26 protein-coding genes are annotated in these 22,425 nt (G+C 67.9%); 10 read left to right on the forward strand and 16 right to left on the reverse strand.

Annotation, left to right across the window (positions count from 1 at the left end; all coding sequences use genetic code 11):
• Positions 1 to 60: 60 nt before the first annotated feature.
• Positions 61 to 717: an RNA polymerase sigma factor SigE gene (gene sigE / locus ACFW6D_RS08680; RefSeq protein WP_379326172.1), complete on the reverse strand. Its 657-nt coding sequence runs from the start codon at positions 715 to 717 to the stop codon at positions 61 to 63.
• 376 nt (positions 718 to 1,093) lie between these two features.
• On the opposite strand from sigE, the gene ACFW6D_RS08685 reads away from it, so the two are divergent.
• Positions 1,094 to 1,726 (forward strand): O-methyltransferase, encoded by a 633-nt coding sequence (locus ACFW6D_RS08685; protein WP_379231336.1) that lies wholly within the window; start codon positions 1,094 to 1,096, stop codon positions 1,724 to 1,726.
• Positions 1,727 to 1,804: 78 nt separating this feature from the next.
• Here the strand turns inward: ACFW6D_RS08685 and glgC are convergent, their stop codons facing one another.
• A complete protein-coding gene (gene glgC / locus ACFW6D_RS08690) occupies positions 1,805 to 3,022 on the reverse strand; it encodes a glucose-1-phosphate adenylyltransferase (RefSeq protein WP_379326174.1) in 1,218 nt (405 codons plus the stop codon).
• Positions 3,023 to 3,133: 111 nt separating this feature from the next.
• Between glgC and glgA the strand changes: the two genes are divergently transcribed.
• Positions 3,134 to 4,300 carry a glycogen synthase gene (glgA, locus tag ACFW6D_RS08695; RefSeq protein WP_379326305.1) on the forward strand — a complete coding sequence of 389 codons (1,167 nt, stop codon included), beginning with the start codon at positions 3,134 to 3,136 and terminating at the stop codon, positions 4,298 to 4,300.
• Between the two features lie 121 nt (positions 4,301 to 4,421).
• Here glgA and ACFW6D_RS08700 read toward each other — a convergent pair whose 3' ends face one another.
• The 13 genes from ACFW6D_RS08700 to ACFW6D_RS08760 form a co-directional block, all read right to left on the reverse strand.
• Positions 4,422 to 5,354, reverse strand: a complete 933-nt coding sequence (locus tag ACFW6D_RS08700; RefSeq protein WP_379326307.1) for a putative RNA methyltransferase — start codon at positions 5,352 to 5,354, stop codon at positions 4,422 to 4,424.
• A complete protein-coding gene (locus tag ACFW6D_RS08705; RefSeq protein ID WP_011211259.1) occupies positions 5,351 to 5,518 on the reverse strand; it encodes a DUF3117 domain-containing protein in 168 nt (55 codons plus the stop codon). Before ACFW6D_RS08705 ends, ACFW6D_RS08700 begins: the two co-directional genes overlap by 4 nt.
• A gap of 106 nt (positions 5,519 to 5,624) precedes the next feature.
• Entirely contained in the window at positions 5,625 to 6,257 is a 633-nt protein-coding gene (locus ACFW6D_RS08710) for a DNA-3-methyladenine glycosylase I (RefSeq protein ID WP_379326176.1), read from the reverse strand.
• A complete protein-coding gene (locus ACFW6D_RS08715) occupies positions 6,254 to 6,574 on the reverse strand; it encodes a DivIVA domain-containing protein (RefSeq protein ID WP_379326178.1) in 321 nt (106 codons plus the stop codon). Before ACFW6D_RS08715 ends, ACFW6D_RS08710 begins: the two co-directional genes overlap by 4 nt.
• Before the next feature lie 37 nt (positions 6,575 to 6,611).
• Positions 6,612 to 7,748 (reverse strand): Mrp/NBP35 family ATP-binding protein, encoded by a 1,137-nt coding sequence (locus ACFW6D_RS08720; protein WP_379326180.1) that lies wholly within the window; start codon positions 7,746 to 7,748, stop codon positions 6,612 to 6,614.
• A gap of 174 nt (positions 7,749 to 7,922) precedes the next feature.
• Positions 7,923 to 8,507, reverse strand: a complete 585-nt coding sequence (locus ACFW6D_RS08725; protein ID WP_379326182.1) for a hypothetical protein — start codon at positions 8,505 to 8,507, stop codon at positions 7,923 to 7,925.
• Complete coding sequence (locus ACFW6D_RS08730) at positions 8,504 to 8,980, reverse strand: hypothetical protein (protein WP_379326184.1); 477 nt, start codon at positions 8,978 to 8,980, stop codon at positions 8,504 to 8,506. Before ACFW6D_RS08730 ends, ACFW6D_RS08725 begins: the two co-directional genes overlap by 4 nt.
• Entirely contained in the window at positions 8,981 to 9,706 is a 726-nt protein-coding gene (locus tag ACFW6D_RS08735; RefSeq protein WP_379326186.1) for a WXG100 family type VII secretion target, read from the reverse strand.
• Positions 9,703 to 10,035, reverse strand: a complete 333-nt coding sequence (locus ACFW6D_RS08740) for a hypothetical protein (protein WP_379326188.1) — start codon at positions 10,033 to 10,035, stop codon at positions 9,703 to 9,705. The genes ACFW6D_RS08735 and ACFW6D_RS08740 overlap by 4 nt, the downstream gene beginning before the upstream one ends.
• 117 nt (positions 10,036 to 10,152) lie before the next feature.
• Complete coding sequence (locus tag ACFW6D_RS08745; protein ID WP_379326190.1) at positions 10,153 to 11,007, reverse strand: lytic transglycosylase domain-containing protein; 855 nt, start codon at positions 11,005 to 11,007, stop codon at positions 10,153 to 10,155.
• Positions 11,008 to 11,103: 96 nt separating this feature from the next.
• A complete protein-coding gene (locus ACFW6D_RS08750) occupies positions 11,104 to 12,462 on the reverse strand; it encodes a lytic murein transglycosylase (protein ID WP_379326192.1) in 1,359 nt (452 codons plus the stop codon).
• Between the two features lie 112 nt (positions 12,463 to 12,574).
• Positions 12,575 to 13,165 (reverse strand): DUF1003 domain-containing protein, encoded by a 591-nt coding sequence (locus ACFW6D_RS08755; protein WP_379326194.1) that lies wholly within the window; start codon positions 13,163 to 13,165, stop codon positions 12,575 to 12,577.
• Positions 13,162 to 14,469, reverse strand: a complete 1,308-nt coding sequence (locus ACFW6D_RS08760) for a magnesium transporter MgtE N-terminal domain-containing protein (RefSeq protein WP_379326196.1) — start codon at positions 14,467 to 14,469, stop codon at positions 13,162 to 13,164. Before ACFW6D_RS08760 ends, ACFW6D_RS08755 begins: the two co-directional genes overlap by 4 nt.
• A gap of 52 nt (positions 14,470 to 14,521) precedes the next feature.
• On the opposite strand from ACFW6D_RS08760, the gene ACFW6D_RS08765 reads away from it, so the two are divergent.
• The 3 genes from ACFW6D_RS08765 (at position 14,522) to ACFW6D_RS08775 (ending at position 16,609) form a co-directional block, all read left to right on the forward strand.
• Complete coding sequence (locus ACFW6D_RS08765) at positions 14,522 to 15,451, forward strand: HpcH/HpaI aldolase/citrate lyase family protein (protein WP_379326198.1); 930 nt, start codon at positions 14,522 to 14,524, stop codon at positions 15,449 to 15,451.
• A gap of 77 nt (positions 15,452 to 15,528) precedes the next feature.
• Positions 15,529 to 16,023 carry a general stress protein gene (locus tag ACFW6D_RS08770; RefSeq protein WP_379326200.1) on the forward strand — a complete coding sequence of 165 codons (495 nt, stop codon included), beginning with the start codon at positions 15,529 to 15,531 and terminating at the stop codon, positions 16,021 to 16,023.
• A gap of 4 nt (positions 16,024 to 16,027) precedes the next feature.
• Positions 16,028 to 16,609: a suppressor of fused domain protein gene (locus ACFW6D_RS08775; RefSeq protein ID WP_379326202.1), complete on the forward strand. Its 582-nt coding sequence runs from the start codon at positions 16,028 to 16,030 to the stop codon at positions 16,607 to 16,609.
• Here the strand turns inward: ACFW6D_RS08775 and ACFW6D_RS08780 are convergent.
• A complete protein-coding gene (locus ACFW6D_RS08780; RefSeq protein ID WP_379326204.1) occupies positions 16,606 to 17,685 on the reverse strand; it encodes a magnesium and cobalt transport protein CorA in 1,080 nt (359 codons plus the stop codon). The two genes, ACFW6D_RS08775 and ACFW6D_RS08780, sit on opposite strands and share 4 nt — an antisense overlap.
• Positions 17,686 to 17,763: 78 nt before the next feature.
• On the opposite strand from ACFW6D_RS08780, the gene ACFW6D_RS08785 reads away from it, so the two are divergent.
• From ACFW6D_RS08785 to ACFW6D_RS08805, 5 genes are all read left to right on the forward strand, one after another.
• Positions 17,764 to 18,618, forward strand: a complete 855-nt coding sequence (locus tag ACFW6D_RS08785; RefSeq protein ID WP_379326309.1) for a PHP domain-containing protein — start codon at positions 17,764 to 17,766, stop codon at positions 18,616 to 18,618.
• The gene (locus tag ACFW6D_RS08790; protein WP_379326206.1) at positions 18,615 to 18,881 is read left to right on the forward strand and encodes a hypothetical protein; all 267 of its coding nucleotides are present in this window, start codon (positions 18,615 to 18,617) and stop codon (positions 18,879 to 18,881) included. The genes ACFW6D_RS08785 and ACFW6D_RS08790 overlap by 4 nt, the downstream gene beginning before the upstream one ends.
• 51 nt (positions 18,882 to 18,932) lie before the next feature.
• Positions 18,933 to 20,489 carry an FAD-binding protein gene (locus ACFW6D_RS08795; RefSeq protein WP_379326208.1) on the forward strand — a complete coding sequence of 519 codons (1,557 nt, stop codon included), beginning with the start codon at positions 18,933 to 18,935 and terminating at the stop codon, positions 20,487 to 20,489.
• 398 nt (positions 20,490 to 20,887) lie between these two features.
• The gene (locus ACFW6D_RS08800) at positions 20,888 to 22,108 is read left to right on the forward strand and encodes an NADP-dependent malic enzyme (RefSeq protein WP_379326209.1); all 1,221 of its coding nucleotides are present in this window, start codon (positions 20,888 to 20,890) and stop codon (positions 22,106 to 22,108) included.
• A 71-nt stretch (positions 22,109 to 22,179) separates the two neighbouring features.
• Positions 22,180 to 22,389: a hypothetical protein gene (locus ACFW6D_RS08805; RefSeq protein WP_379231306.1), complete on the forward strand. Its 210-nt coding sequence runs from the start codon at positions 22,180 to 22,182 to the stop codon at positions 22,387 to 22,389.
• The last annotated feature ends 36 nt before the right edge of the window (positions 22,390 to 22,425 follow it).

A 22,425-nucleotide genomic window follows, 5' to 3' on the forward strand; every position in this document is an offset into this window, starting at 1 on the left:
TGCGAAGTTCTTCCTTCCGAACCGACATCACCTGAGACACCCGGTGACGTCGAACGCCCGTCACGCTGTGTGCGCTTCAGCGGAGTACCGCTGCTCACTTCCATTATGCGCAAGGTACTCGCGCAGTGCCTGACGCCCGCGGTGGATCCGGCTGCGCACGGTGCCCAGTTTCACACCGAGCGTGGCGCCGATCTCCTCGTAGGACAGACCCTCGATGTCGCAGAGCACGACCGCGGCGCGGAACTCCGGCGCCAGCGAATCGAGTGCTTTCTGCAGGTCGGGGTCGAGGCGGGAGTCGTGGTAGGCGTCCTCGGGGGTGGGGCCTTCGGCGGGCACCCGGTCGTAGTCCTCGGGCAGCGCTTCCATGCGGATGCGGTTGCGGCGGCGGACCATGTCGAGGAACAGGTTGGTGGTGATGCGGTGCAGCCAGCCCTCGAAGGTGCCCGGCTGGTAGTTCTGCAGCGAGCGGAACACCCGGATGAAGGTGTCCTGGGTGAGGTCTTCGGCGTCCTGGGCGTCGCCGGAGAGGCGGTAGGCCAGGCGATAGACGCGGTCGGCGTGTTCGCGGACGAGTTCGTCCCAGGAGGGCATGGCGGCGCGATCGCCCGTCGCGTCGAAGGCGGCGGTGCCGGTGAGTTCGGCGTCTTCGGCTGCTGCCGCGATGAGATCGGCGGGCAGAGTCTGGTCGGTGGCGTCTTGACGCGCCGTGTCTACCATCGGGATGGGACACCTCCTACTCGGGACCGCTGGCACGAAACCTGGCTGGTCCGGGTCAGCGAACCTTGCTTATCGACAATCAACCAGCAACTGTGTGCGGTTGTTCCCGAGCCTCGTACCCGCCGCGATCGGCTGGCCTTGCGTAGGGCAACTATTTCCTGCCCTGATATGGGTCAGGTGTGGAGATCCTGAGTGTGACCTGAGAATTCTGGTCAGACTCGAGCCTAGTGTCGTCGGCAACGGAGAACCAGCAGTTGAGGGCCGGTTGTGACCTATCCGCAAACTTTCGGCAATTGTTCGGGATATGTGCGACACAGCGCCGGATGGGCACCTTTGCTGAATACACAGACCCCTTCTGTGACATAGCCTCATAACCGTGGCATCGAACGTGGAGCGGAACCTGGCCTATGTGGAGGAGTCCGTCGTCGAGGACGAAGTCCTGCTGGAAGCGCGCGAGCGGGCCACCGAACTGGGCGCCATGCCGGTGCCCGCGGCGGTCGGTGCGCTGCTGAGCATGTACGCGCAGATGCTGGGCGCGCGCTCGGTCGTCGAGGTGGGCACCGGGGCGGGCGTGAGCGGATTGTGGCTGCTCGACGGGATGCGCGAGGACGGGACACTCACGACGATCGACTCCGAACCCGAGCATCAGCGCGCGGCCAAGGAGGCGTTCCGGACAGCCGAGATCACGCCGTCGCGCACGCGGCTGATCAACGGGCGGGCGCTCGATGTGTTGCCGCGGCTCGCCGAGGGCACCTACGACCTGGTCTTCATCGACGCCGCGCCGATGGAACACCCCCATTACGTCGAACAGGGTGTGCGGTTGCTGCGGGAGGGTGGTGCGTTCATTCTCAACAACGCGCTGCTCGGCGGTCGGGTCCCCGATCAGGATCAACGCGACCCCGCTACGCAGGCGGTGCGGGCGGCGACACGGGCGATCGCGGAGAATCCCGAGCTCACCAGCGTCTTGATCCCGATCGGCGACGGGTTGCTCTGCGCCTCGCGAGGCTGAATCCTAGGCGGTCGGCGCCGAGAACCTGATGGGCGCGGACGCAGAGCGTTCCGCCACTGCGCACGGCCGGAAGTGCGCCTAACCGACCCAGATTCCCTTGCCGACAGTGACCACCCCACCGTTGCTGACGGCGAAGCGTTCCCGATCGCGATCCAGATCCAGGCCGATGATCTCGCCTTCGCCGACCACCACGTTCTTGTCCAGGATCGCGTGGCGCACCACCGCGCCACGCCCGATCCGCACACCGGGCATCAACACACTGCCCTCGACCGTGGCGCCGTCCTCGATCACCACATTCGAACTCAGCACCGAATTGCGGACCGTGGCGGCCGACAGGATCGAGCCCGCCCCGACGATCGATTCCTGCGCCAGCCCGCCCTGGGCGAACTTCGCGGGCGGCAGGTTCTCGGCGGCGCCGCGGATCGGCCAGTGCCTGTTGTAGAGGTTGAAGACGGGGTGCACCGAGACCAGGTCCATGTGCGCCTCGTAGAAGGCGTCGATGGTGCCGACGTCGCGCCAGTAGCCGCGGTCGCGTTCGGTGGCGCCGGGGACCTCGTTGTCGGCGAAGTCGTAGACGGCGGCCTTACCGTCGGCGACCAGCTTCGGGATGATGTCGCCGCCCATATCGTGGTCGGAATCGGAGTTCTCGGCGTCGGCGCGGATGGCGTCGACCAGCACGCGGGTGGTGAACACATAGTTGCCCATCGACGCGAACGTCACGTTCGGGTCATCGGGTGTGCCCGGCGGGTGCGCGGGCTTCTCCAGGAACTGGGTGATCTTGCCGGACTCGTCGGTGTCGATGCAGCCGAACGCGCTCGCCTCGGCCCGCGGCACCCGGATCCCGGCCACGGTCACACCCGCGCCCGACGCGATATGGCTGGCCACCATCTGCTCCGGGTCCATCCGGTAGACGTGGTCGGCGCCGAACACCACGATGTAGTCGGGGTCCTCGTCGTAGATCAGGTTGAGCGACTGCATGATCGCGTCGGCGCTGCCGGTGTACCAGCGTGGCCCGAGCCGCTGCTGCGCGGGCACCGGAGTGATGTACTCACCGGTGAAACCCGACAGCCGCCAGGTCTGCGAGATGTGGCGATCGAGCGAATGCGACTTGTACTGGGTGAGCACACACAGACGCAGGTATCCCGCGTTCACGAGGTTGCTCAACACGAAGTCGATCAGGCGGTAGGCCCCACCGAACGGAACCGCGGGCTTGGCCCGGTCGGCCGTGAGTGGAAACAGTCGTTTGCCCTCGCCACCGGCGAGCACGATCCCGAGTACGTGCGGCTGGCTCCTCACCCTGCTCAAAGTACAGGGCCAGCGCGGTTACGGTGGCCCATGTCGACCCGAGGGTCTAGTTTTGGTCCAGTGAGTGATGGTGGCGCTGGCGAGCGGACGCAGGCAGAACCGCTGCGGGTCGCCATGCTGACCCGGGAATATCCGCCCGAGGTGTATGGCGGTGCGGGAGTTCATGTCACCGAGCTCACTGCCCGATTGCGTGCGCTGTGTGAGGTGACCGTGCACTGTATGGGCGGGCCGCGCAACGGTGCCGTGGTGCACCGGCCGGACCCCGAGCTGTACGCCGCCAATGCCGCGTTGCAGATGATGTCGGCGCAGTTGCGGATGGCCGATGCGGCGGGTGGGGTGGACGTGGTGCACTCGCATACCTGGTACGCGGGGTTGGCCGGGCACCTCGCGTCGATGCTCTACGGGATTCCGCATGTGCTCACGGCGCATTCGCTGGAACCGCGAAGGCCGTGGAAGGCAGAGCAGCTCGGTGGCGGGTATCGACTCTCGTCGTGGTCTGAACGTAATGCGATGGAGCATGCCGACGCGGTGATCGCGGTGAGTGAGGGTATGCGCCACGACGTGCTCGACGCCTATCCCGCGATCGACCCTGATCGAGTTCACGTGGTGCACAACGGGATCGACGCTCAGGTGTGGCATTCAGGCCCGCCCGCCGGTGACGAGATGCCGGTGCTGGAGCGGCTCGGGGTGCGCGCCGACCTGCCGATCGTGTCGTTCGTCGGGCGGATCACGCGGCAGAAGGGCGTCGGGCATCTGCTCGCCGCGGCTGCCCTGTTCGACCCCGACATCCAGTTGGTGTTGTGCGCGGGCGCGGCCGATACCAAGGAACTCGAGGTGGAGGTCGCCGCCGCCGTCGACGGGTTGCAGCGGGAGCGGGGCAATGTCTTCTGGGTGAAGGAGATGTTGCCTACCGAGCAGGTACGTCAAATCCTGTCGGCCTCTTCGGTATTCGTGTGCCCGTCGGTGTACGAACCGCTCGGCATCGTGAATCTGGAGGCGATGGCGTGTGCGACCGCGGTCGTGGCATCGGATGTGGGCGGGATTCCCGAGGTGGTCGACGATGGGGTCACCGGCCGGTTGGTGCACTACGACCCGGAAGCGACGGCGGAGTACGAGCGGGGGCTCGCGGCTGCCGTGAACGAGGTTGCGGGAGATCCGGCGTTGGCGGTGCGCTACGGCGAGGCCGGGCGGGCGCGGGCGATCGCCGAGTTCGACTGGGCGCGGATCGCCGAGCGCACGCTCGAGGTGTATCGCAGCGTGTCGCGCTAGAGCTGGATGCGTACCGGGGCTGTGGGTGAGGCTCGCACTGCGGGCGTCGGGTGGCCGTCGGTCGTGTGTCGCTGAGGTGTGTCGGCGCTCGAGTCTCGTGGGCTGATCGGCGCGAGTCAGGTCAGCGGTTCGACACGTAGGTCGACACGGTCACCGAGGCCGTGACTTCGGTGATGTCGGGTAGCGCGGCGATGCGTGGATCGTCGGCGGGGGTGCCGTGGAAGGCCGACGGGCCCATCGCGACGACGTTGGTGACATCGGTGTGCGACAGCTTCATCGGGAACTCGACAGGCGTGTGGTCGGTGCGGGTGAAGGTGCCTGCCAGTGAATCGGCCAGGCGGCGGTCCTTGTCGGGGTCGACGCTGACCATGCCGAGGGGACCGATCAGCTCGCCGAGATGGCGCGCCGTCGGCGTGACGACGACGAAGCGTCCGCCGGGTGCGAGGACGCGGGCGACTTCGGCGGGGTTGCGTGGGGCGAAGACCGACAGGACTCCCGTGAGGGCATCGTCGCGCAGAGGTAGGCCACGCCAGGCGTCGGCAAGTACGGAGGCTACCCGGGGATGCGCGCGGGCGGCTCGGCGGGCGGCGGGCTTGGCCACGTCCAAGGCGATGCCGAACAGGCTGGCGTTCGCGTCGACCACGTCGGCCAGGTAGTAGCCCGTGCCTGCGCCGATTTCGAGCAGGGTGCCAACGGGCGGCATCGAGGCGACCATCTCGTCGGCGCCGGACTGTGCACCGGTGGACTCGGTCGCGTCGTCCTCGGCGGCTGTGCCGAACGGTCGCTCACCGGCCCGCGCATCGAACGCACGCGCTATCGCCGCGGCGATCGGGGCGAAATGGCCCGCGCCCTGGAAAGCGGCGCGGGCGTCGAGCATGTCGGCGGTGTCGCCGGTCATTTTCGTCGATGCGCCGGTCAGCAGCCCGACATAACCCTGGCGGGCGATGTCGAAGCTGTGGCCGGTGCCGCATCGCAGCGCACGATCGTGCGGTTGCAGTTCGTCGCCGCACTCCGGGCAGGCCAGAAGCGCGGCGACCTCGGTCAGCGCATTCAGCTGGTGACGCTCTTCAATTCGTCACCGAGCGCCGCAGCCTCGTCCGGTGTGAGTTCGACGACCAGACGCCCGCCACCCTCGAGTGGAACCCGCATGACGATTCCACGACCTTCCTTGGTTGCTTCGAGGGGACCGTCCCCGGTACGGGGCTTCATGGCCGCCATCCTCTGCTCCCTCCAGATCTGCGCGGTGGTTCTGCGCACTGTTTTCTCGTCTGCCGGTTGTCGCCAACCAGCGGGCTCGCCGGGTGTTCGGCGGGCCACACCGGTCCTATTCTTCCCTATCGCCGTCGCGGGCGGACACCTGAGTACGAAATCTGACTCTCGAGTCGGTTCCGTTCGGTACCGCTGCCACCCAGCAAACATCCAGGTGGTCGTCCACCATGCCGGTTGCCTGCATCAGGGCATACGCCGTCGTCGGGCCCACGAAAGCGAACCCGCGACGCTTCAATTCCTTTGCCAGAGCAATGGATTCGGGTGTGGTGGCGGGCACATTCGCGATCGAGGTGGGCCGTGGGCGTGGCGCGGGTGCGAACGACCACACCAGCTCGTCGAGGCTCACCGGCAGGTCGCGAGCAACCCGGGCGTTGTTGATCACCGCGTCGATCTTGGCGCGGTTGCGCACGATGCCGGCGTCGGCCAGCAGGCGCGCGCGGTCGTGATCATCGAACTCGGCGACCTTCGCGATCTCGAAACCGGCGAACGCGGTGCGAAAGGCGGGCCGTTTACGCAGGACGGTGATCCACGCCAGGCCCGACTGGAAGGCCTCGAGGCAGAGTCGTTCGAACATGGCGTCGTCGCCGTGCAGGGGCTGACCCCACTCGGTGTCGTGGTAATCGCGGTAGAGCTGGGAGCCGGTCGACCAGTCGCAGCGAACCAGTCCGTCGTTGGCGAGCTCGCTCACCCGCGCTCCTGCCCCGCCGCCACCTGCGCCTGCCAGTGCCGAGCCTGCGCCAACTCGAACTCGAGCTCATCGATCCGTTCGGCCAGCCTGCCCAGCGCCCAGTCGACCTCACCGGCCTTGTACCCGCGCACCACCTGCTGGAACCGCAACGCCCGCACATCGGCCCCCGTGACGCCGTCAGCGGGCAGCACGGTGGCCGTGGTCCCCTCGGGTAACGGCCCGAGCTCCTCGGACCGCCCGAACACCGCACTGGCGACAAGGAATAGCATCGCCGCGACCAACCCGACGATGAGCACGTAAAGAAGCAGCGTCAGCATTACCCCAGCCTAGGCAAAGCCTCCGACAACTCCCGAATTACAGATGGCGGGTGGTATCGATTCCCAGGGACATGCCCGCCAGGCCGCGCTTGCGGACGGCGAGTTTGTCGGCGACCTCGAGTAGGGCGACCGCGGCCGGGTTGGTCGGGTCGGACAGGACGATCGGGTTGCCGTCGTCGCCGCCTTCGCGCAGGGCCTGCTCGATCGGGATCTGGCCCAGCAGTGGCACATTCGAGCCGACGGCGCGGGTGAGGCGGTCGGCGACGACCTGGCCGCCGCCGGAGCCGTAGAGCTCCATGCGGGAGCCGTCGGGCAGGTCGAGCCAGGACATGTTCTCCACGACGCCCGCGATGCGCTGGCGGGTCTGCAGGGCGATCGCGCCCGCGCGCTCGGCCACCTCGGCGGCGGCGATCTGCGGGGTGGTGACGACCAGGATCTCCGCGCTCGGGATGAGCTGGGCGAGGGAGATCGCCACGTCGCCGGTGCCGGGCGGCAGGTCGAGTAGCAGCACGTCCAGGTCGCCCCAGAACACGTCGGCGAGGAACTGCTGCAGCGCGCGGTGCAGCATCGGGCCGCGCCACACCACGGGGGTGTTGCCCTGGGTGAACTGCGCGATCGAGATCATCTTCACGTCGTGCGCGACCGGCGGCATGATCATCCGCTCGACCTGGGTGGGCTTGGCGTCGGAGCCGAGCATGCGCGGGATGGAGTGGCCGTAGATATCGGCGTCGAGCACACCGACCGACAGTCCACGCTGCGCGAGCGCGACGGCGAGATTGGCGGTGACGCTGGACTTGCCGACGCCGCCCTTACCGGAGGCCACCGCGTAGACGCGGGTGAGCGAACCGGGCTGGGCGAACGGGATGATCGGCTCGGCCGAATCCCCGCGCAGCGACTTACGCAGCTCGGTGCGCTGCTCATCGCTCATCACATCGAGATCGACGGTCACCGCCCCCGCCCCGTTCACGTCGGCGACGGCCTTGGTGACCCGCTGAATGATCTCGGTCCGCAACGGGCACCCGGAGGTGGTCAGGTAGATCTCGATGTGCACATCACCGCTGTCGGCGATGGCAATGGACTTGACCATGCCCAACTCGGTGATCGGTTTGCGGATCTCCGGATCGTCGACCTTCGCGAGCGCCGCCCGCACATCCGCTTCCGTAATCACTGACATACCCAGATGCTATGCGCCTCCGCATTCATCGCAGATTCGGGGTCTGACCCTCGATTTCCCAGATGCTATGCGCCTGCGCATCCATCGCGGATTCGGGGTCTGACCCCCGATTCGCCCGAAGTTGTCCCCAGCGACAGCGAGCGTTCCCGGAGTTCGAGGACGGCCGATGATGCTTCAGCGCGTACCGGCCCGATTCCGCTCGACCGCGGCCACGAAATCCGGATGCGCGGACACGATCAACTGGTCCGCCGTCGCGTTCATCCACACATCCGCGAAGTACCCGGCGCGACTCCAAGCCAGCACCGCCGACAACAACGCGATCGGCATGCACCCCGGAACCACCGCCAACGCCAACGGAAGATAGAACTGCTCCAGCCCGAACCGCGTGGCCGTGAGCAGGGCGGCGATCGTCAGCAATACCGCGAGCAGCGACAGCACCGCGATCCACCGGAACCGCCGGACCTCGGCCAGACAGTATTCGCAGGCCGGGCACTCGAACCTGACGCGCGCCTGAGCAGCAGGGGTATTGAGCCGTCGCCAGTACGGCATCGAGCTCAGCAGAACCCGCACCGTCGGCATCTCTGAATTCGGCCCACTGGAATTCACGACAAAGGCCCGCCTGTCCACAGCAGCCAGCCCGTGCTCGCTACACACCTGCGGCATCGCCTCGGCGAGCACCAACTCCATCGGCGTCGCCGAAAGGACCGGCACCCACTCCGGATCGACCTCGGTATCGAACAAGACCTGCCGCCGCGTCATTGCAACCACCCGCGCTGCTGCCGTCCACGGAAGTACTCATCGTCTTCATCGTCCTCATCGGGTGTGACGATGCGCTCGCGGTTGGGCTTGCGGGTCCCGGGCACCACGATGTTCGCATCGGGCGCAGGCTCGGCGGGTGCTGCCGGCGGTGGCGGCGGCTGGTCTGCGAGAGGTTCCGACCGGAGCCGCACCAACTCGGCCTCACCCTGGTCGGCCAGTCGCTGACGCTCCTCCTCGGACATCTCGGCGAACTGCTGCATCGCGGCGGGCAGCGTCCGATCGAGAACCCGATTGAATCCCTCGCTGTGCATCAGGTCGCGCGCGCTGCTCGTCCCTTGGAGTACCCCGCGGAGCTGGTTCTTCAACTGCGAATCCGTGGCGGTGTCCATCAGGACCCGAAGTGCGCGCGACAGTTGCCTGGAGACCCCGATGTCACCGCGTGCCAGATCATGAATCGGTTCGGGCGTGGTCACTCAGGCCCCCGGATGGTCGTAGTCGGCGGCGGGCAGGACCGGCATTTCAGCCGACTCGACGACAGCGGTCACACCGAAACCGACACCAGCTATCGCTTCGAGTGCGACATATCCCGCGTTGAAGGTTTCGACCAACCGGCCCCACTCCGCGATGACCCGGAGTGTGGTCGCGGTCGCGGCCGCGACAAGCGCCGCCGTTGCGACGATGCCCACGCCGCTCAGTGCGGAGGCCTGGGCTGCGGCCCACTCGATCACGGCGATCGCGCCCCAGTCCAACACGGTCTGCAGCGTATTGCTCATGGCCGTCGAGAGGTGATAGGCGGACGAGGCGAAGCGGTTGATCTCGGTGGCCATGTCTTTCAAGGGCTCTACCTGCGCGGAGATCGCCGCGGAGAGTTCTGTGAAGTACGCCTGGGCGCTTGTCGCCGCGTTTCCGTCCCAAGTCGCGTCGACCGTCGCCGCTGCGGACTTGACCGATTCGGAGAAGGCCGAATTGTAGGCGGCAAGGTTCTCGACGGCCTTGCCTGCTTTCTGCAAGGCCTCCCAGTCCCCGGAGATCTTCGTGGTGACCCACTTCAACGGGTCGGTGCCGAGGACGTTTTCGCACCATTTACAAGCCCAGTAGGTCGGCGAGATGGCATTGGAGGTGATGAGGAACTCGAACTTGTCGCTGAGCGGATCCTCGAGCGCGGGCTCGGTCAGATATTCGGAGGGAGCCTTTGTCATCTCTGACCACCCGTGGGATAGGTGCGGTCCAACTCGTCGGCTCGTGCCTTGTCGGTGGTCCGGTACACCTGCGCGACCTTGGTCAGTTCGGTCGCCGCGGCCTCGGCGAGTGTTCCGAGCGCGGCGTAGTTCGGTGCGAGCTTGTCGTGTGCCTCGCTGACCGCGCTGAGCCCCGTCCGGATCAGCCCGCCGTCGCCCCACACGGTGTTGTCCAGAACCAGCCACTTCTCCAGATAGGCCGCGACATTCGCATTGGCTTCGGCGAGTGTTCGCAAACTGGCCGCGAACGTATCAACCGCGTCCGGCTCGACCTTGAAAGTCTCCGCCATTGGGTCCCCCTTCCCGGTGGCGACTCGGAAGTCGCGCGTGATCGGAGCACCTTCACATACGTGAGTTGCTGGGTGCAACCACGTCATATCGGGCAAGGGGGACTTCTGGGGCGGGCCCTAGTGGATCTGGGGGAGGTCCTGGGGCTTGGGGGCGAGGCCGCTGGAGTAGGAGCCAGACCAGGCCATCACGTTGGCGACGTAGGCCATCGAGTTGTTGTAGCGCAGGATCGCCTTGGACTGCTGGGAGAGGTCGCGCATGTTCAGGCCGCCGTCGCACAGATAGCGGCCCGCGGTGAGGGCGGCGTCGAACAGGTTCTGGGGGTCGGCGACGCCGTCGGCGTTGCCGTCGGCGGCGTAGCGGTGCCAGGTCTCGGGCAGGAACTGCATCGGACCGATGGCGCGGTCGTAGCTGCCGAGGCCGTCGAGGTCGCCGCCGTCGCTGTCGTGGATGACGTTGTTGCCTGCGAGGCTGCCGTCGAGGACGGGCCCGTAGACCGCCTTGATCGGATTGCCCTGCGCATCGGCCTTGCCGTAGGCGTGGGTGGATTCGACGCGACCGATACCTGCCAGCAGCGACCAGGACATTCCGCAGTGCGGATTCTCCACGGCCAGTTGCTGTTCGGCGGTCTGATAGGCGGCGACGGCGATACCCGGGATGCCGAGCGGGCCCGCGGGCAGATCGGCGGACGTGCGATCATCTGCCAGCGCAACGGTTTTCACGACCGGTGTGGCCGAGGCCGACTGACGCGCTTCCGCGTGGACGATCTCTGCCTGGGGCGCCGCGACCAGATTCGCCGTGGGCTCCGGGTCGACGCCGGGCAGCAGGTCGTGCTCGACTGCTGCGTTGGTTGCCGTGGTCGCCTCGGTGGCGGCCGCGGTGACGGCGACCAATCCAGCGGGGACCAAACCGGTCAGTGCGATGAGCGAGCTACGCCGGACTGTCGTAGCAGGCTGTTTCCGATGACGACCCACTGTGTGGTGCCCTCCTCAACCGTGTTGGATGAGAAGAGATTACCGCACCCGAGACCTTTTTGTTACCCCCCTGTGATCTGGGTTTCGGTTTGATTTCTATGGCGCCGGTGCGGGGGCCGGCGGCAGCGGGATGACGATGCCGAACGGCAGCGTGATGGCGGGCGGCGCGACGGGTGCCGCCGGCGCGGGCTCGGCGGGGGCGGGTTCTTCGGCGGGCGCCACGCCCGGTTCCGGTGTCTTCTCCGGCGTGACGGGGGCGGGCTCGACCGGTGCCACCGCGGCCGGGGTGCAGACGGCGGGCTCGATGACCGGCGGTTCGGGCACGGCCGGGTCCTTCGGCGCCGCGGCACCGAAGGACTGCGCGGCGGGCTTGTCAACGGGCTGTCCGGGTTCGAGCGGGTTCGGCATCTCGGCGGGCAGCGGTTCGCTCACGCAGGTCTCGGGCGGGGCGACCGGCGCGGGGCAGAAGATGCCACACGGGATCGGCGGCAGACCGGGCAGGTGGATCATCACCTGGGTAGGCGTGGTGACCTTCGGCGTGGCCGGGGCGGGCGTGGTGGTGGTCGGCGTGTTCGTCGACGCGGCCAGCACGTTCGGCGCGGGCGCCGTCGGTGCACTGCCAGGCGGGATGATCTCCGGCGAGATGGCCACCTGACTCGGTGCGCCGCCGGTGCGATACGCCGCCGACCAGCTCAACACGTTGGCCGCGTAGGACATGGAGTTGTTGTAGCGCAGCACTGCTCGCAGTTCCTGGGCCGTCTCGCGCAGGTTCATGCCACCCGAGCAGAGATACTTGCCCGCGGCCAGCGCGGCGTCGAAGACATTGTGCGGGTCCGCCGCGCCGTCGCCGTTGCCGTCGGCGGCGTAGTGCACCCAGGTGCTCGGCAGGAACTGCATGGGGCCCATCGCCCGCACGAATCCGCCGTCGGCTTCTTTGATGATCTCGTTGCCGGGCAGTGTGCCGTCGAGCGCGGGCCCGAAGATCGGCGTCGTGGTGGTGCCCGCGGGGTCGGTGCGGCCGCTGCTGGCGTGCCCGGATTCGATCCGGCCGATGCCCGCGAGGAGGTTCCAGGTGAGCCCGCAACCCGGCTGCGCCGATTCCAGGGCCAGTTCGGCATTGCGGTAGGCGGCGAGCACGATCTCCGGGATGCCGAGTGCGCCGCTGCCGGTGGGTAGCGAAATGGTTTGCAGCGGAACAGTTCCCCCGAAGGGTGTGGCCGTGTTGGCACTGAGTGCGCGCAATCTGCGCGGCGCCTCCTGTGCGATCGGCAGCAGGCCGACGATTTCGGACGGATCGGCTTCGGGAGTGTCGTCGGTGGTGCTCGCGTTGGCGGCCAGTAGGGCCTCCGGTGCGGTCGGCGCCGTGCTCGGGTTGCTGGTGTGCACCGCCGAACCCGAGGCGACAAGGCCTGCGACTACAAGGGCCGACATCGTTATCGGAGCTGAAATTCGCACGGCCACACCCTTTTCGTCGAAAAGCAGCGGCGCCGCAGAGTCCCCTTCCGGCCCGCCCGGAACAACGTGATCCAGGTTACCTACCGGTCAGGTACTTGTTGAGCATTTCCGGTCACGCGTCTGGAGCACCAGGCGAAATCGGGGCGGAAGAGGGCATTTGACCGGAGGTTTTCTTGCGGACAGATTTTCGCTTTTTGTCCGTCTTCGGCGCGCCGTCGGGCGTGGTGACCGCGTCGATGCGGTCGAGCATGTCCTTGATCTCCTCCAGTTCGCGGCGCAGATAGTCGCGAGTGGCGACCTCGCCGACCGCCAGGCGCAGCGAGGCGAGTTCGCGGGCGAGGAACTCGGTATCGGCCTTGGTCTGCGCGGCTCGGGTGCGGTCCTCTTCGAGGGAGACCTTGTCCCTGTTGTCCTGGCGGTTCTGCGCCAGCAGGATCAGCGGCGCCGCGTAGGCGGCCTGGGTGGAGAAGGCCAGGTTGAGCAGGATGAACGGGTACGGGTCCCAGCGCAGCCACACCACGAACACGTTGATGATGATCCACACGATCACTATCACCGTCTGGATCGCGAGGTAACGCCCGGTGCCGAGGAATCGGGCGACCCGCTCGCTGCTGCGCGCGAAAGCGTCGGAGTCCCAATCGAGCTTGAACCGCGAGCCGACCGGGGTCTCCAAACGTTGTCTGGCCGGATTCTTCTCGCTCATACCGCACCCCCGTTCGGCAGGAGCGGCTCGACCCGGGTGAGCCCCGGCGGTTCTTCCTCGCGCCAGTCCTCGGGCAGCAGATGATCGAGGACATCGTCGACGGTCACCGCGCCGAGCAGGTGGTTCTCCGCGTCGACCACCGGCCCGCACACCAGGTTGTAGGTCGCGAAATAACGCGTCACCGCCGAGAGCGGCACGTCCGGTGACAGCGGTGCCAGGTCGCTGTCGACGATCCCGCCCACCAGGTGTGCGGGCGGTTCGCGCAGCAGCTGCTGGATGTGTACGCACCCAAGGTAGCGTCCGGTGGGCGTGGCCGTCGGCGGTCGCACGACGAAGACCATCGAGGCCAGTGCGGGTGTGAGGTCGGGGTCGCGGACGCGGGCCAGCGCTTCGGCGACGGTGGTCGCGGGGCCGAGCACGACCGGTTTCGGCGTCATCAGACCGCCCGCGGTGTCAGGGGAGTGCGCGAGCAGCCTGCGCACCGGTTCGGATTCCTCGGGGTCCATCAGCGCGAGCAGCGATTCGGCTTCGCTCTCGGACAGTTCACCGAGGAGGTCGGCGGCGTCGTCGGGGTCCATCGCCTCGAGGATATCGGCGGCGCGGCGCACCTCGAGGTGGCCGAGCAGGTCGACCTGGTCGTCGTCGGGGAGTTCCTGGACGACGTCGGCGAGGCGTTCGTCGTCGAGGGCGAACGCCACTTCGAGGCGCCGCTTCTCTGGCAGTTCACGCAACCGGTGTGCGACATCGGCCGCGCGCAGACCCTCGAACTGAGTGAGCAATGTCGTCACATCCTGGCCTGGCCGATCCACCTCGGCGGGGGTCAGCCCCTCGACCTGCGACCAGTCGACGACGTGCACAGTCCGCCTGCGCCCGAGTCGTCGATGCCCGCGCACCGCGACCCGGCCGACGATCCAATCCCTGGTTCGCGTCTGCTCGATCCCGAGGTCGGCGACGTACACATCGACCCCTCGGAGATCGGGCAGATCCGGATCATCCACGCGTACCTGCGAATCGACGATCTGCGCCATGGCGAGGAGTTCGCCCGGTCGCTGGGCGAATCGGCGCAGGCTCACGGTGCCGGTGTTGAGCGTGACCATGCCCGGCTCGATCGCGGTGACCCGCAGCATCGGCACGAAAATCCGTCGCCGGGTCAGCAATTCGATGACGAGCCCGTGCACCCGCGCGGGCTGACGCCCGTGCCGGACAGCCACGACCACATCGCGGACGCGGCCGATAGACTCCCCGTCCGGACCCAGCACCGTCAGGCCGGCGAGCCGGGCGACGTACACCCTGGTGGTTGCCATGACCATCAGGCTATCGGTCGGGTACGACCGTACGAGTCAGGAGGCGCTCCTCATGAAGCCACGTCGTTCGGTGCTAGCGGTGCCGGGAAGCAATCCGAAGATGATCGCGAAGGCGAAAACGCTGCCGGTCGACGAGGTGTTCCTCGACCTGGAGGACGCGGTCGCGCCGGGCGCCAAGGCCGCGGCGCGCGCGAACATCGTGGCGGCACTGAACGAACCCGGCTGGGGTGAGCAGCTGCGGGTGGTGCGGGTCAACGACTGGTCGACCGAGTGGACCTTCGCCGATGTGATCAGCGTGGTCGAGGGTGCGGGCCGGTGGATCGAGGCGATCCTGCTGCCCAAGGTCACCGACGCCGGTCAGGTGCAGGCTCTCGACCTGTTGTTGACCCAGTTGGAGAAGGCCAGCGGCCTGGAAGTCGGCCGGATCGGTATCGAACCGCAGATCGAGAATGCCTTGGGCCTGCGCAATATCGACGAGATCGCCACCGCGAGCCCGCGCGTGCAGGCGCTGGTGTTCGGGCCCGCCGATTTCATGGCCAGTATCAATATGCGCACGCTGGTGGTCGGCGAGCAGCCGGAGGGCTACGACGTCGGCGATGCCTACCACCACATCCTGATGACGATCCTGCTCGCCGCTCGCGCACACGGCCTGCAGGCGATCGACGGCCCCTACCTGCAGATTCGCGATGTCGACGGGTTCCGCCGGGCCGCGGGCCGCACGGCCGCACTCGGTTTCGACGGCAAGTGGGTGCTGCACCCCGGCCAGATCGACGCGTGCAACGAGATCTTCAGCCCACGGCAGGCCGACTACGACCGCGCGGAGTTGATCTTGGAGACCTATGCCTTCCACACCTCCGAGGCGGGCGGCGCGCGTGGTGCGGTCATGCTGGGAGATGAGATGATCGATGAGGCCAGCGCCAAAATGGCTCAGGTAATAGCCGACAAGGGTCGGGCTGCGGGAATGACGAGAACACCCGCTTGATCGCCGCGAGCGGTCGGGCAACGGCGTCGAGGCGTTTCACTTCGGCACAGCCGGTCCGGAAATAGCAGAATGGGACTATGACGAATCCCCTGGGCAACACCAATCGCGGGCGGCAGGCATTGCCGACGCCGCCCTCGGGCTGGCCGGTCGGCTCGTATCCGACCTACGCCGAGGCGCAGCGCGCGGTCGACTACCTGGCCGACGGGCAGTTCCCGGTGCAGGACGTGACCATCGTCGGTGTCGATCTGATGCAGGTGGAGCGGGTGCTCTACCGGCTCACCTGGGGCAAGGTCATCGGCGGCGGCGTGGTGTCGGGTGCCTGGCTGGGTCTGTTCCTCGGTCTGCTGCTGAGCCTGTTCACCACCACCGGTGGCGCCATCGGACCGCTCGTCGTCGGTCTGCTCGGCGGCATCGTGTTCGGCGTGATCACCACCTCGATCCCGTACGCGGCCACCAAGGGCCAGCGCGATTTCGCCTCGACCATGCAGTTGGTCGCCGGGCGCTACGACGTGCTGTGTGACCCGAAGTCCGCCGAACAGGCCCGCGACTCGCTGGCCCGATTGGCTCTGTAGCGCAATGGATGTGGAGAACACGGTCCGCGCCGCGGTGCTGGATCACTTCGAAGTCGAACGCGCGCAGGTCGATTCGGCCTCGCTGACCTTCCTCGGACTCGAACCCGTCGAGATCCTGCGCATCCCAGGTGACGGCGCGGTGCACTACGCGACGCTGGGTGGTTCGCGTCATCCGATGGGTGACCCCTCCGATCTGCTGGCCGACCCGGTGCGCGGACCGCGCGCGGAACTGATCCTGACGCTGTTGATGAGCGCCGACCCGCAGGTCGGGGTGGCGAAATCGCTCGGCATCCTGGTGGCCTCGCCTGCGGTCGAAGGTGTTGTGCTGCAGGCTGATGCGCTGCTCGACCTCGGAGAACCGTTGTGGCGCAACGCGAAGTTCACCGCCGTCGTGCTCGGGGAGAGCGACATCCCTGAAATCCCGCTGCCCGACCCCGCCGATCCGGTGCGCTATCTCAGCGTCACCCCGGTGACCGCGACCGAGGCCGCCTGGGTGCGGGTGCGCGGTGCCCAAGCGCTGCGTGATGCCTGGGCCGAGGCCGGGATCGACGTGCGTGATCCCGAGCGCGGTGCGGTAACGCTCTAGAGCCACCCGTTGCGGCGGAAACTGCGGAACAGCCACGCGCAGATCACGACCATGAGCAGCAGGGTCGAGGGATATCCCCACCACTGGTGCAGCAGCCACATGTGGTCGAAGTTCATGCCGTAGACCCCGGCGATCAGGGTCGGCACGGCGGCCATCGCGGCGTAGGCCGAGATCTTGCGCATGTCGGTGTTCTGCTGAACGCTGATCTTGGCCAGTGCGGCGTTGACCAGGCCGCTGAGCGCTTCGTCGAAGTAGCTGATGTGGTCGGAGACGGTGGTCTGGTGGTCGGCGACGTCGCGCAGATAGCGGCGGATTTCCGTCGGCACCGGCAGGTCGGTGTTGTTCACCAGCCGCTCCAGCGGAACGGCCAAAGGTGCCACCGCCCTTCGCAATTCCACCACTTCGCGTTTGAGCTGATAGATCGACCCGATACCGATCTTCGAGGCGGGCGTGAACACCGCCTCTTCCATCTCGTCGATATCGCCGCCGACGGATTCGGTGACGTCGACGTAGGTGTCGACCACGTGGTCGGCGACGGCGTGCAGCACCGCGGTCGGTCCGTATTTCAGCTGATCGGGCTGCTTTTCGAGCTTGTGCCGGACACCGGTCAGGACGGTGTGTTCGCCGTGGCGCACCGTGATGGCGAAGCGCGGTCCGGTGAAGACCATGATGTCGCCGGTCTCCACGATCTCGCTGATGGAGTCGATCTCGTGGTCGATGTAGCAGACCGTTCGCAACACCAGGAACAGCGTGTCGCCGTAGCGCTCCAGCTTGGGACGTTGACGGCCCTGCACCGCGTCTTCCACCGCCAGCGGATGCAGGTCGAAGACCGAGGCGATGTCGTTCATCTGCCGCTCGTCGGGGTCGTGCAGGCCGATCCAGACGAAGCCCGCATCGGTCTTCTCCGCCGCTGTCAGCGCTTCCTCCGGTGTGAAATGCCCAGGCTGGCGCTGGCCGTCTACGTAGACCCCGCAGTCGACGATCGCTCGCGCCGTCGGCACCGGGACCTGCGGTCTCGGCGTTCTGGTCGCACGATTGGACCCGTGGAACGACGGCATCGGCGGTAGGGAGGGCATCGACCGAATCCTACGGGCACCGACCGGGTGGGCCCTCGGAACGCGCAGGACCGGCGACCGCACTGTATGACTGAGAGTGTGCGCATCGACCTGCATACCCACTCCACCGCCTCCGACGGCACCGACACCCCCGCCGAACTGGTGCGTCATGCCGCGGCGGCCGGTCTCGACGTCGTCGCGATCACCGATCACGACACCACCGGCGGCTGGGCCGAGGCCGAGGCGGCCCGTCCGCTGGGGCTCACGCTGGTGCGTGGCATGGAGATGTCGTGCACGGGCATGGGGGAGGACGGCTTCCCGGTGCCGGTGCATCTGCTGGCGTATCTGTTCGACCCCACCGATCGCGGTTTCGCCGATGAGCGCGAGCGGTTGCGCGGCGAGCGGGTGGCCAGGGTGCGGGCGATGGCCGAGAAGATGGCGGCCGACGGGCTGCCGATCGATCCCGTCGCGGTGATGGCGAGCGCGGGTCCGGCGGTGGGCAGGCCGCATCTGGCGCAGGCGCTGATGGCGGCCGGGGTGGTCGAGAGCGTGAACGAGGCGTTCGTCGATCTGCTCGCCCCGCACGGGCCCTACTACGCCGAGAAGGCCGACACCCCGCTGACCAGGGCCGTGGAGTTGATCGCGGCCGCGGGCGGGGTGAGCGTGATCGCCCACGCCCGCGCCCGCAAACGGGGCCGACTGCTGGCGCTCGACGAGATCCGGGAGTTGGCCGGGCTCGGCTTGAGCGGACTCGAGATCGACCATCCCGATCACAACGAGGCCGATCGCCTTGTGCTGAGCGACCTTTCGCGTGAGCTGGGTCTGATCCGCACCGGTTCGTCGGACTATCACGGCAGCAACAAGACCATCGGGATCGGTGCGTGCGGCACCGATCCCGACCAGTACGAGGCGCTCGTCGACGAGGCGAGCGGGGCGCCGGTGATCGCCTCGTGACGCTGGTGCGCACCGTCAGCGGCGTCGTCGCGGGCGGGGTGGTGGTGCTGTTGTGCGTGGTCGTGGGCGCCGCGGTGATCGGTGCGCGGCGCGACTTTCCCGGACCGGGTGTCGAGTCGCTGAGTTGGCATGTCGTGGCCGCGGTGGTGGTGGTTCTCGCGCAGGTTTTCGCCGACCGCCGCCGTGGGATGTCCGTATTGTTCGGGTCCGCGACGGTCTTGGTCACGGCCGGTGTATTGCTTTGGACACAATGGTGGGGTTGACGGTCGTGTAATGGTTGCGGTCGGGTGAACTGTGCCCGAATATTTCTCTTTGTGACCAGCATCGAAACGGACGTTCTGATCCTCGGCGGTGGACCCGCCGGGCTCTGGGCCGCCGTCTCCGCCGCCGCGGCGGGCGTACGGGTGGTGCTGGTCGACAAGAGCCGCTGCGGTTCCAGCGGTCCCACCGTGTACGGCACGACCGTGCTCTGGGACATTCCCCCTGGTCCGGGCCGGGCCGACGCGGTCGAGAAGGCGTTCGGTTCCGGCGGTGGGCTCGGTGATCGGGCCTGGTTGCACCGCGTCGTCGACGAGACCCACCGGCGGTTGCAGACCTGGTCGGGCACCCGCCATCGGGTCCCGGATCCGTCCGGCGACCCGGCCCACATCCACTTCGACGGTGCGAGCTATCTGCGCAGACTGCGTCGCGGCGCGCTCGAGGCGGGCGTGCGCATCCTCGATCATCATCCGGCGCTGCAACTGCTCGTCGATCCGGCGGGCACAGTGGTCGGTGCCGCGGGGGTCCAGCGCCACAACAAGTTTCGGCCGTGGACCGTGCGGGCGGGCGCGGTCGTGGTCGCGACCGGCGGCTGCGCGTTCCTGTCCGGCGGCGCGGGGACCGAGGTGAGTACCGGCGAGGGCCTGCTGATGGCCGCCGAGGCCGGGGCCGAACTGTGCGGGATGGAATTCTCCAGCGCCTACGGGTTGGCGCCGGTGCTGTCGCGAGTACATCCACATCCGGCCGTCGCGCCCGGGTTGGCGGTGCATTTCGCGGCCCTCTACGACGAAGCGGGCGTCGAACTGCCCGACCGGTATCCGGCGGCACTCACCGCCATCGCCGATGGCCGACGGGTCTTCGCCGCCTTGCACGAAGTGCCCGACACCGTCCGGCACTGGCTGAGCCGACACGGCGCGATCGACGCGACCGGCCGGGTGCCGGTGCGGGCGGTGCTCGAGGGCACCATCCGCGGTGCGGGCGGCCTTGCCATCGCCGACACCGATTGCTCGACGACGATCCGTGGCCTGTTCGGCGCGGGCGATGTGACGGGCCGACAGATCGTCACCGGGGCGGCAGGCGCCACCGGCGGCCTCAACGGCGCGTGGGCGCTGGCCTCGGGCACGTGGGCGGGCCAGGGGGCGGCCGCGTTCGCGATCGCCAACGAGCGGGCGAGCAGTGCGCGCCCCGTGCCCGGCGCGGGTCTCGGTCCGCACGCGCACATCGACCCGCGCTCGGTGGTCGGGCTGGTGCAGGAACACACGTTGCCGTTGCGCCGCAGCTACCGGCGCAGCGCGGGCAGCCTCGGCGACAGCATCGCCGAACTGGACGCCATGTGGCCCGGCGCGCACCTGGAACTCGGCGGCCTCGGTGTCCAACAGCTCCGAGCGCGGCAGGCCGCGGCACTGCTCGCCGTCGCCCGGTGGGCCGGTTACAGCGCGCTGGTGCGTACCGAGAGCCGCGGCATCCACCGTCGCATCGACCACCCCGACGCCAACGCCGACTGGCTGGTGCGGCTGCGCTGTGGTGGGCTCGACGAGGTGTGGGTGCGTCGGGAGGAATGGCCGGAGCCGCTCGGCGGCGAGCTCACCGAGGCCACCCCCGCCGCGGTGTGAAAGTTCACCGGATGTTCCCGCTGTGCTGCGAGTTTTCGCTTACGCGACGGCAATTCGACGCGGTTACGCTCGATCCATGACGCGGTTTGGCAATAGACACACCGTGCTGGCAGAATGTTGCGGATTCCCTTCCCTTGCCACCGCCGGGTTCGGGGACATGGTGACCTTCCGCAGTGTGACGCACCGTCACAGCGATGGTCGACCCGTTTTGCTCGCCCGGACCCACCTGTCCGGCTCCGCTCGGCGGATCAGTGCCGCGCCACGCGTACCGGTTTCCACCGCGAAACGCGTGCGGTCGCGCACCCGATGAGCGTGGTAGCGACCCCGAAATGTGTAGTTCCGATATACCCGGCGGTAACCGTCCCCCGGTTGAGCCCGACTCGAGCAGGAGTGAAATCGTGTCACCTGTGACTGACGCACCGAATGCCACCGCGGCGCCCAAGGCCGATGACGCAGCGAGCCTCGCTGCCATCACCAACGACGAGATCTTCGCGGGCCACCTCGGCGGCAAGCTGTCGGTCGAGCTGGCCGCGCCGCTCGAGACCCAGCGCGACCTGTCCATCGCCTACACCCCCGGTGTCGCCCAGGTCAGCCGGGCCATCGCCGAGGACCCCGCGCTCACCAAGCGCTACACCTGGACCGACCGCCTCGTGGTCGTGGTCAGCGACGGCACCGCCGTGCTCGGCCTCGGCGACATCGGCCCGCGCGCCTCGCTGCCCGTGATGGAGGGCAAGGCCGCGCTGTTCAAGAAGTTCGCGGGCCTGAACTCGATCCCGCTGGTGCTCGACACCACCGACCCCGACGAGATCGTCCAGACGCTGATCCACCTGCGTCCGAGCTTCGGCGCGGTGAACCTGGAAGACATCTCCGCACCCCGCTGCTTCGAGATCGAACGCCGCGTCATCGAGGCCCTCGACTGCCCGGTCATGCACGACGACCAGCACGGCACCGCCATCGTGGTGCTGGCCGCCCTCAAGGGTGCGGCTGCGGTGCAGGGTCGTGACATGTCGGGCCTGAAGGTCGTCGTCTCCGGTGCCGGTGCGGCCGGTGTGGCGTGCGCGAACATCCTGCTCGCCGCCGGTATCCCCGATGTGGTCGTGCTCGACTCGAAGGGCATCGTCAGCGCCGGGCGCGACGGCCTCAACGGTGTGAAGGCCGAACTGGCCGCCCGCTCCAACCCGCGCGGCCTGACCGGTGGTCCGGCCGACGCGCTCGCCGGTGCCGACGTGTTCCTCGGCCTGTCCGCGGGCAAGATCCCCGAGGAGCTCATCGCCTCGATGGCCCCCGAAGCGATCGTGTTCGCCATGTCGAACCCGGACCCGGAGATCCACCCCGACGTGGCCGCCAAGTACGTGGCGATCGTGGCGACGGGTCGCAGCGACTTCCCGAACCAGATCAACAATGTGCTCGCGTTCCCCGGTGTGTTCAAGGGCGCGCTCGACGCCGGTGCCCGCCGCATCACCGAGGGCATGAAGGTCGCCGCCGCGGACGCCATCTTCGGTGTCGTCGCCGACGAGCTGGCTGTCGACAAGATCATCCCGAGCCCGCTCGACCCGCGCGTGGCCCCGGCCGTCGCCGAGGCCGTGGCGGAAGCGGCGCGCGCCGAGGGCGTCGCCTAGTTTCTCTGCCGACAGCGCCCTCGTTCCCACCGGAGCGGGGGCGCTGTCGCGTTGTCTGGGATCATCGGATGATGACCACGATCACCGTGCAGCTACCCGACGAGGTCTACGAACAGCTGGCAGCCGGGGCCGAGGCCGACGGTGTGTCGGTGAATGTGGCGATGGTGCTCGCCGCCCAGGAGTGGATTCAGGCTCAGGCGCATCGAGCGAGCGAGCGGGCCAGAGTCAAGGAGATCTTGGCCGACGACCCGCACCTGCGCGCACTTCTCGGCGACGATTGACGCCGCAGGACCGGCCTGATCACGCACAACGGCGCG

Source organism: Nocardia sp. NPDC058705, assembly GCF_042749305.1.
Taxonomy (GTDB): domain Bacteria; phylum Actinomycetota; class Actinomycetes; order Mycobacteriales; family Mycobacteriaceae; genus Nocardia.

Excerpts from the sequence above, each read along its gene's own strand:
- ACFW6D_RS08705 (WP_011211259.1), bottom strand. The coding sequence starts at position 5,518 with ATGGCGGCCATGAAGCCCCGTACCGGGGACGGTCCCCTCGAAGCAACC.
- ACFW6D_RS08765 (WP_379326198.1), top strand. The coding sequence starts at position 14,522 with ATGAAGCCACGTCGTTCGGTGCTAGCGGTGCCGGGAAGCAATCCGAAG.
- ACFW6D_RS08775 (WP_379326202.1), top strand. The coding sequence starts at position 16,028 with ATGGATGTGGAGAACACGGTCCGCGCCGCGGTGCTGGATCACTTCGAA.
- ACFW6D_RS08770 (WP_379326200.1), top strand. The coding sequence starts at position 15,529 with ATGACGAATCCCCTGGGCAACACCAATCGCGGGCGGCAGGCATTGCCG.
- ACFW6D_RS08740 (WP_379326188.1), bottom strand. The coding sequence starts at position 10,035 with ATGGCGGAGACTTTCAAGGTCGAGCCGGACGCGGTTGATACGTTCGCG.
- ACFW6D_RS08755 (WP_379326194.1), bottom strand. The coding sequence starts at position 13,165 with ATGAGCGAGAAGAATCCGGCCAGACAACGTTTGGAGACCCCGGTCGGC.
- ACFW6D_RS08780 (WP_379326204.1), bottom strand. The coding sequence starts at position 17,685 with ATGCCCTCCCTACCGCCGATGCCGTCGTTCCACGGGTCCAATCGTGCG.
- ACFW6D_RS08725 (WP_379326182.1), bottom strand. The coding sequence starts at position 8,507 with ATGACGCGGCGGCAGGTCTTGTTCGATACCGAGGTCGATCCGGAGTGG.
- ACFW6D_RS08805 (WP_379231306.1), top strand. The coding sequence starts at position 22,180 with ATGACCACGATCACCGTGCAGCTACCCGACGAGGTCTACGAACAGCTG.
- ACFW6D_RS08715 (WP_379326178.1), bottom strand. The coding sequence starts at position 6,574 with ATGCTGACGCTGCTTCTTTACGTGCTCATCGTCGGGTTGGTCGCGGCG.
- sigE (WP_379326172.1), bottom strand. The coding sequence starts at position 717 with ATGGTAGACACGGCGCGTCAAGACGCCACCGACCAGACTCTGCCCGCC.
- ACFW6D_RS08720 (WP_379326180.1), bottom strand. The coding sequence starts at position 7,748 with ATGTCAGTGATTACGGAAGCGGATGTGCGGGCGGCGCTCGCGAAGGTC.
- ACFW6D_RS08735 (WP_379326186.1), bottom strand. The coding sequence starts at position 9,706 with ATGACAAAGGCTCCCTCCGAATATCTGACCGAGCCCGCGCTCGAGGAT.
- ACFW6D_RS08760 (WP_379326196.1), bottom strand. The coding sequence starts at position 14,469 with ATGGCAACCACCAGGGTGTACGTCGCCCGGCTCGCCGGCCTGACGGTG.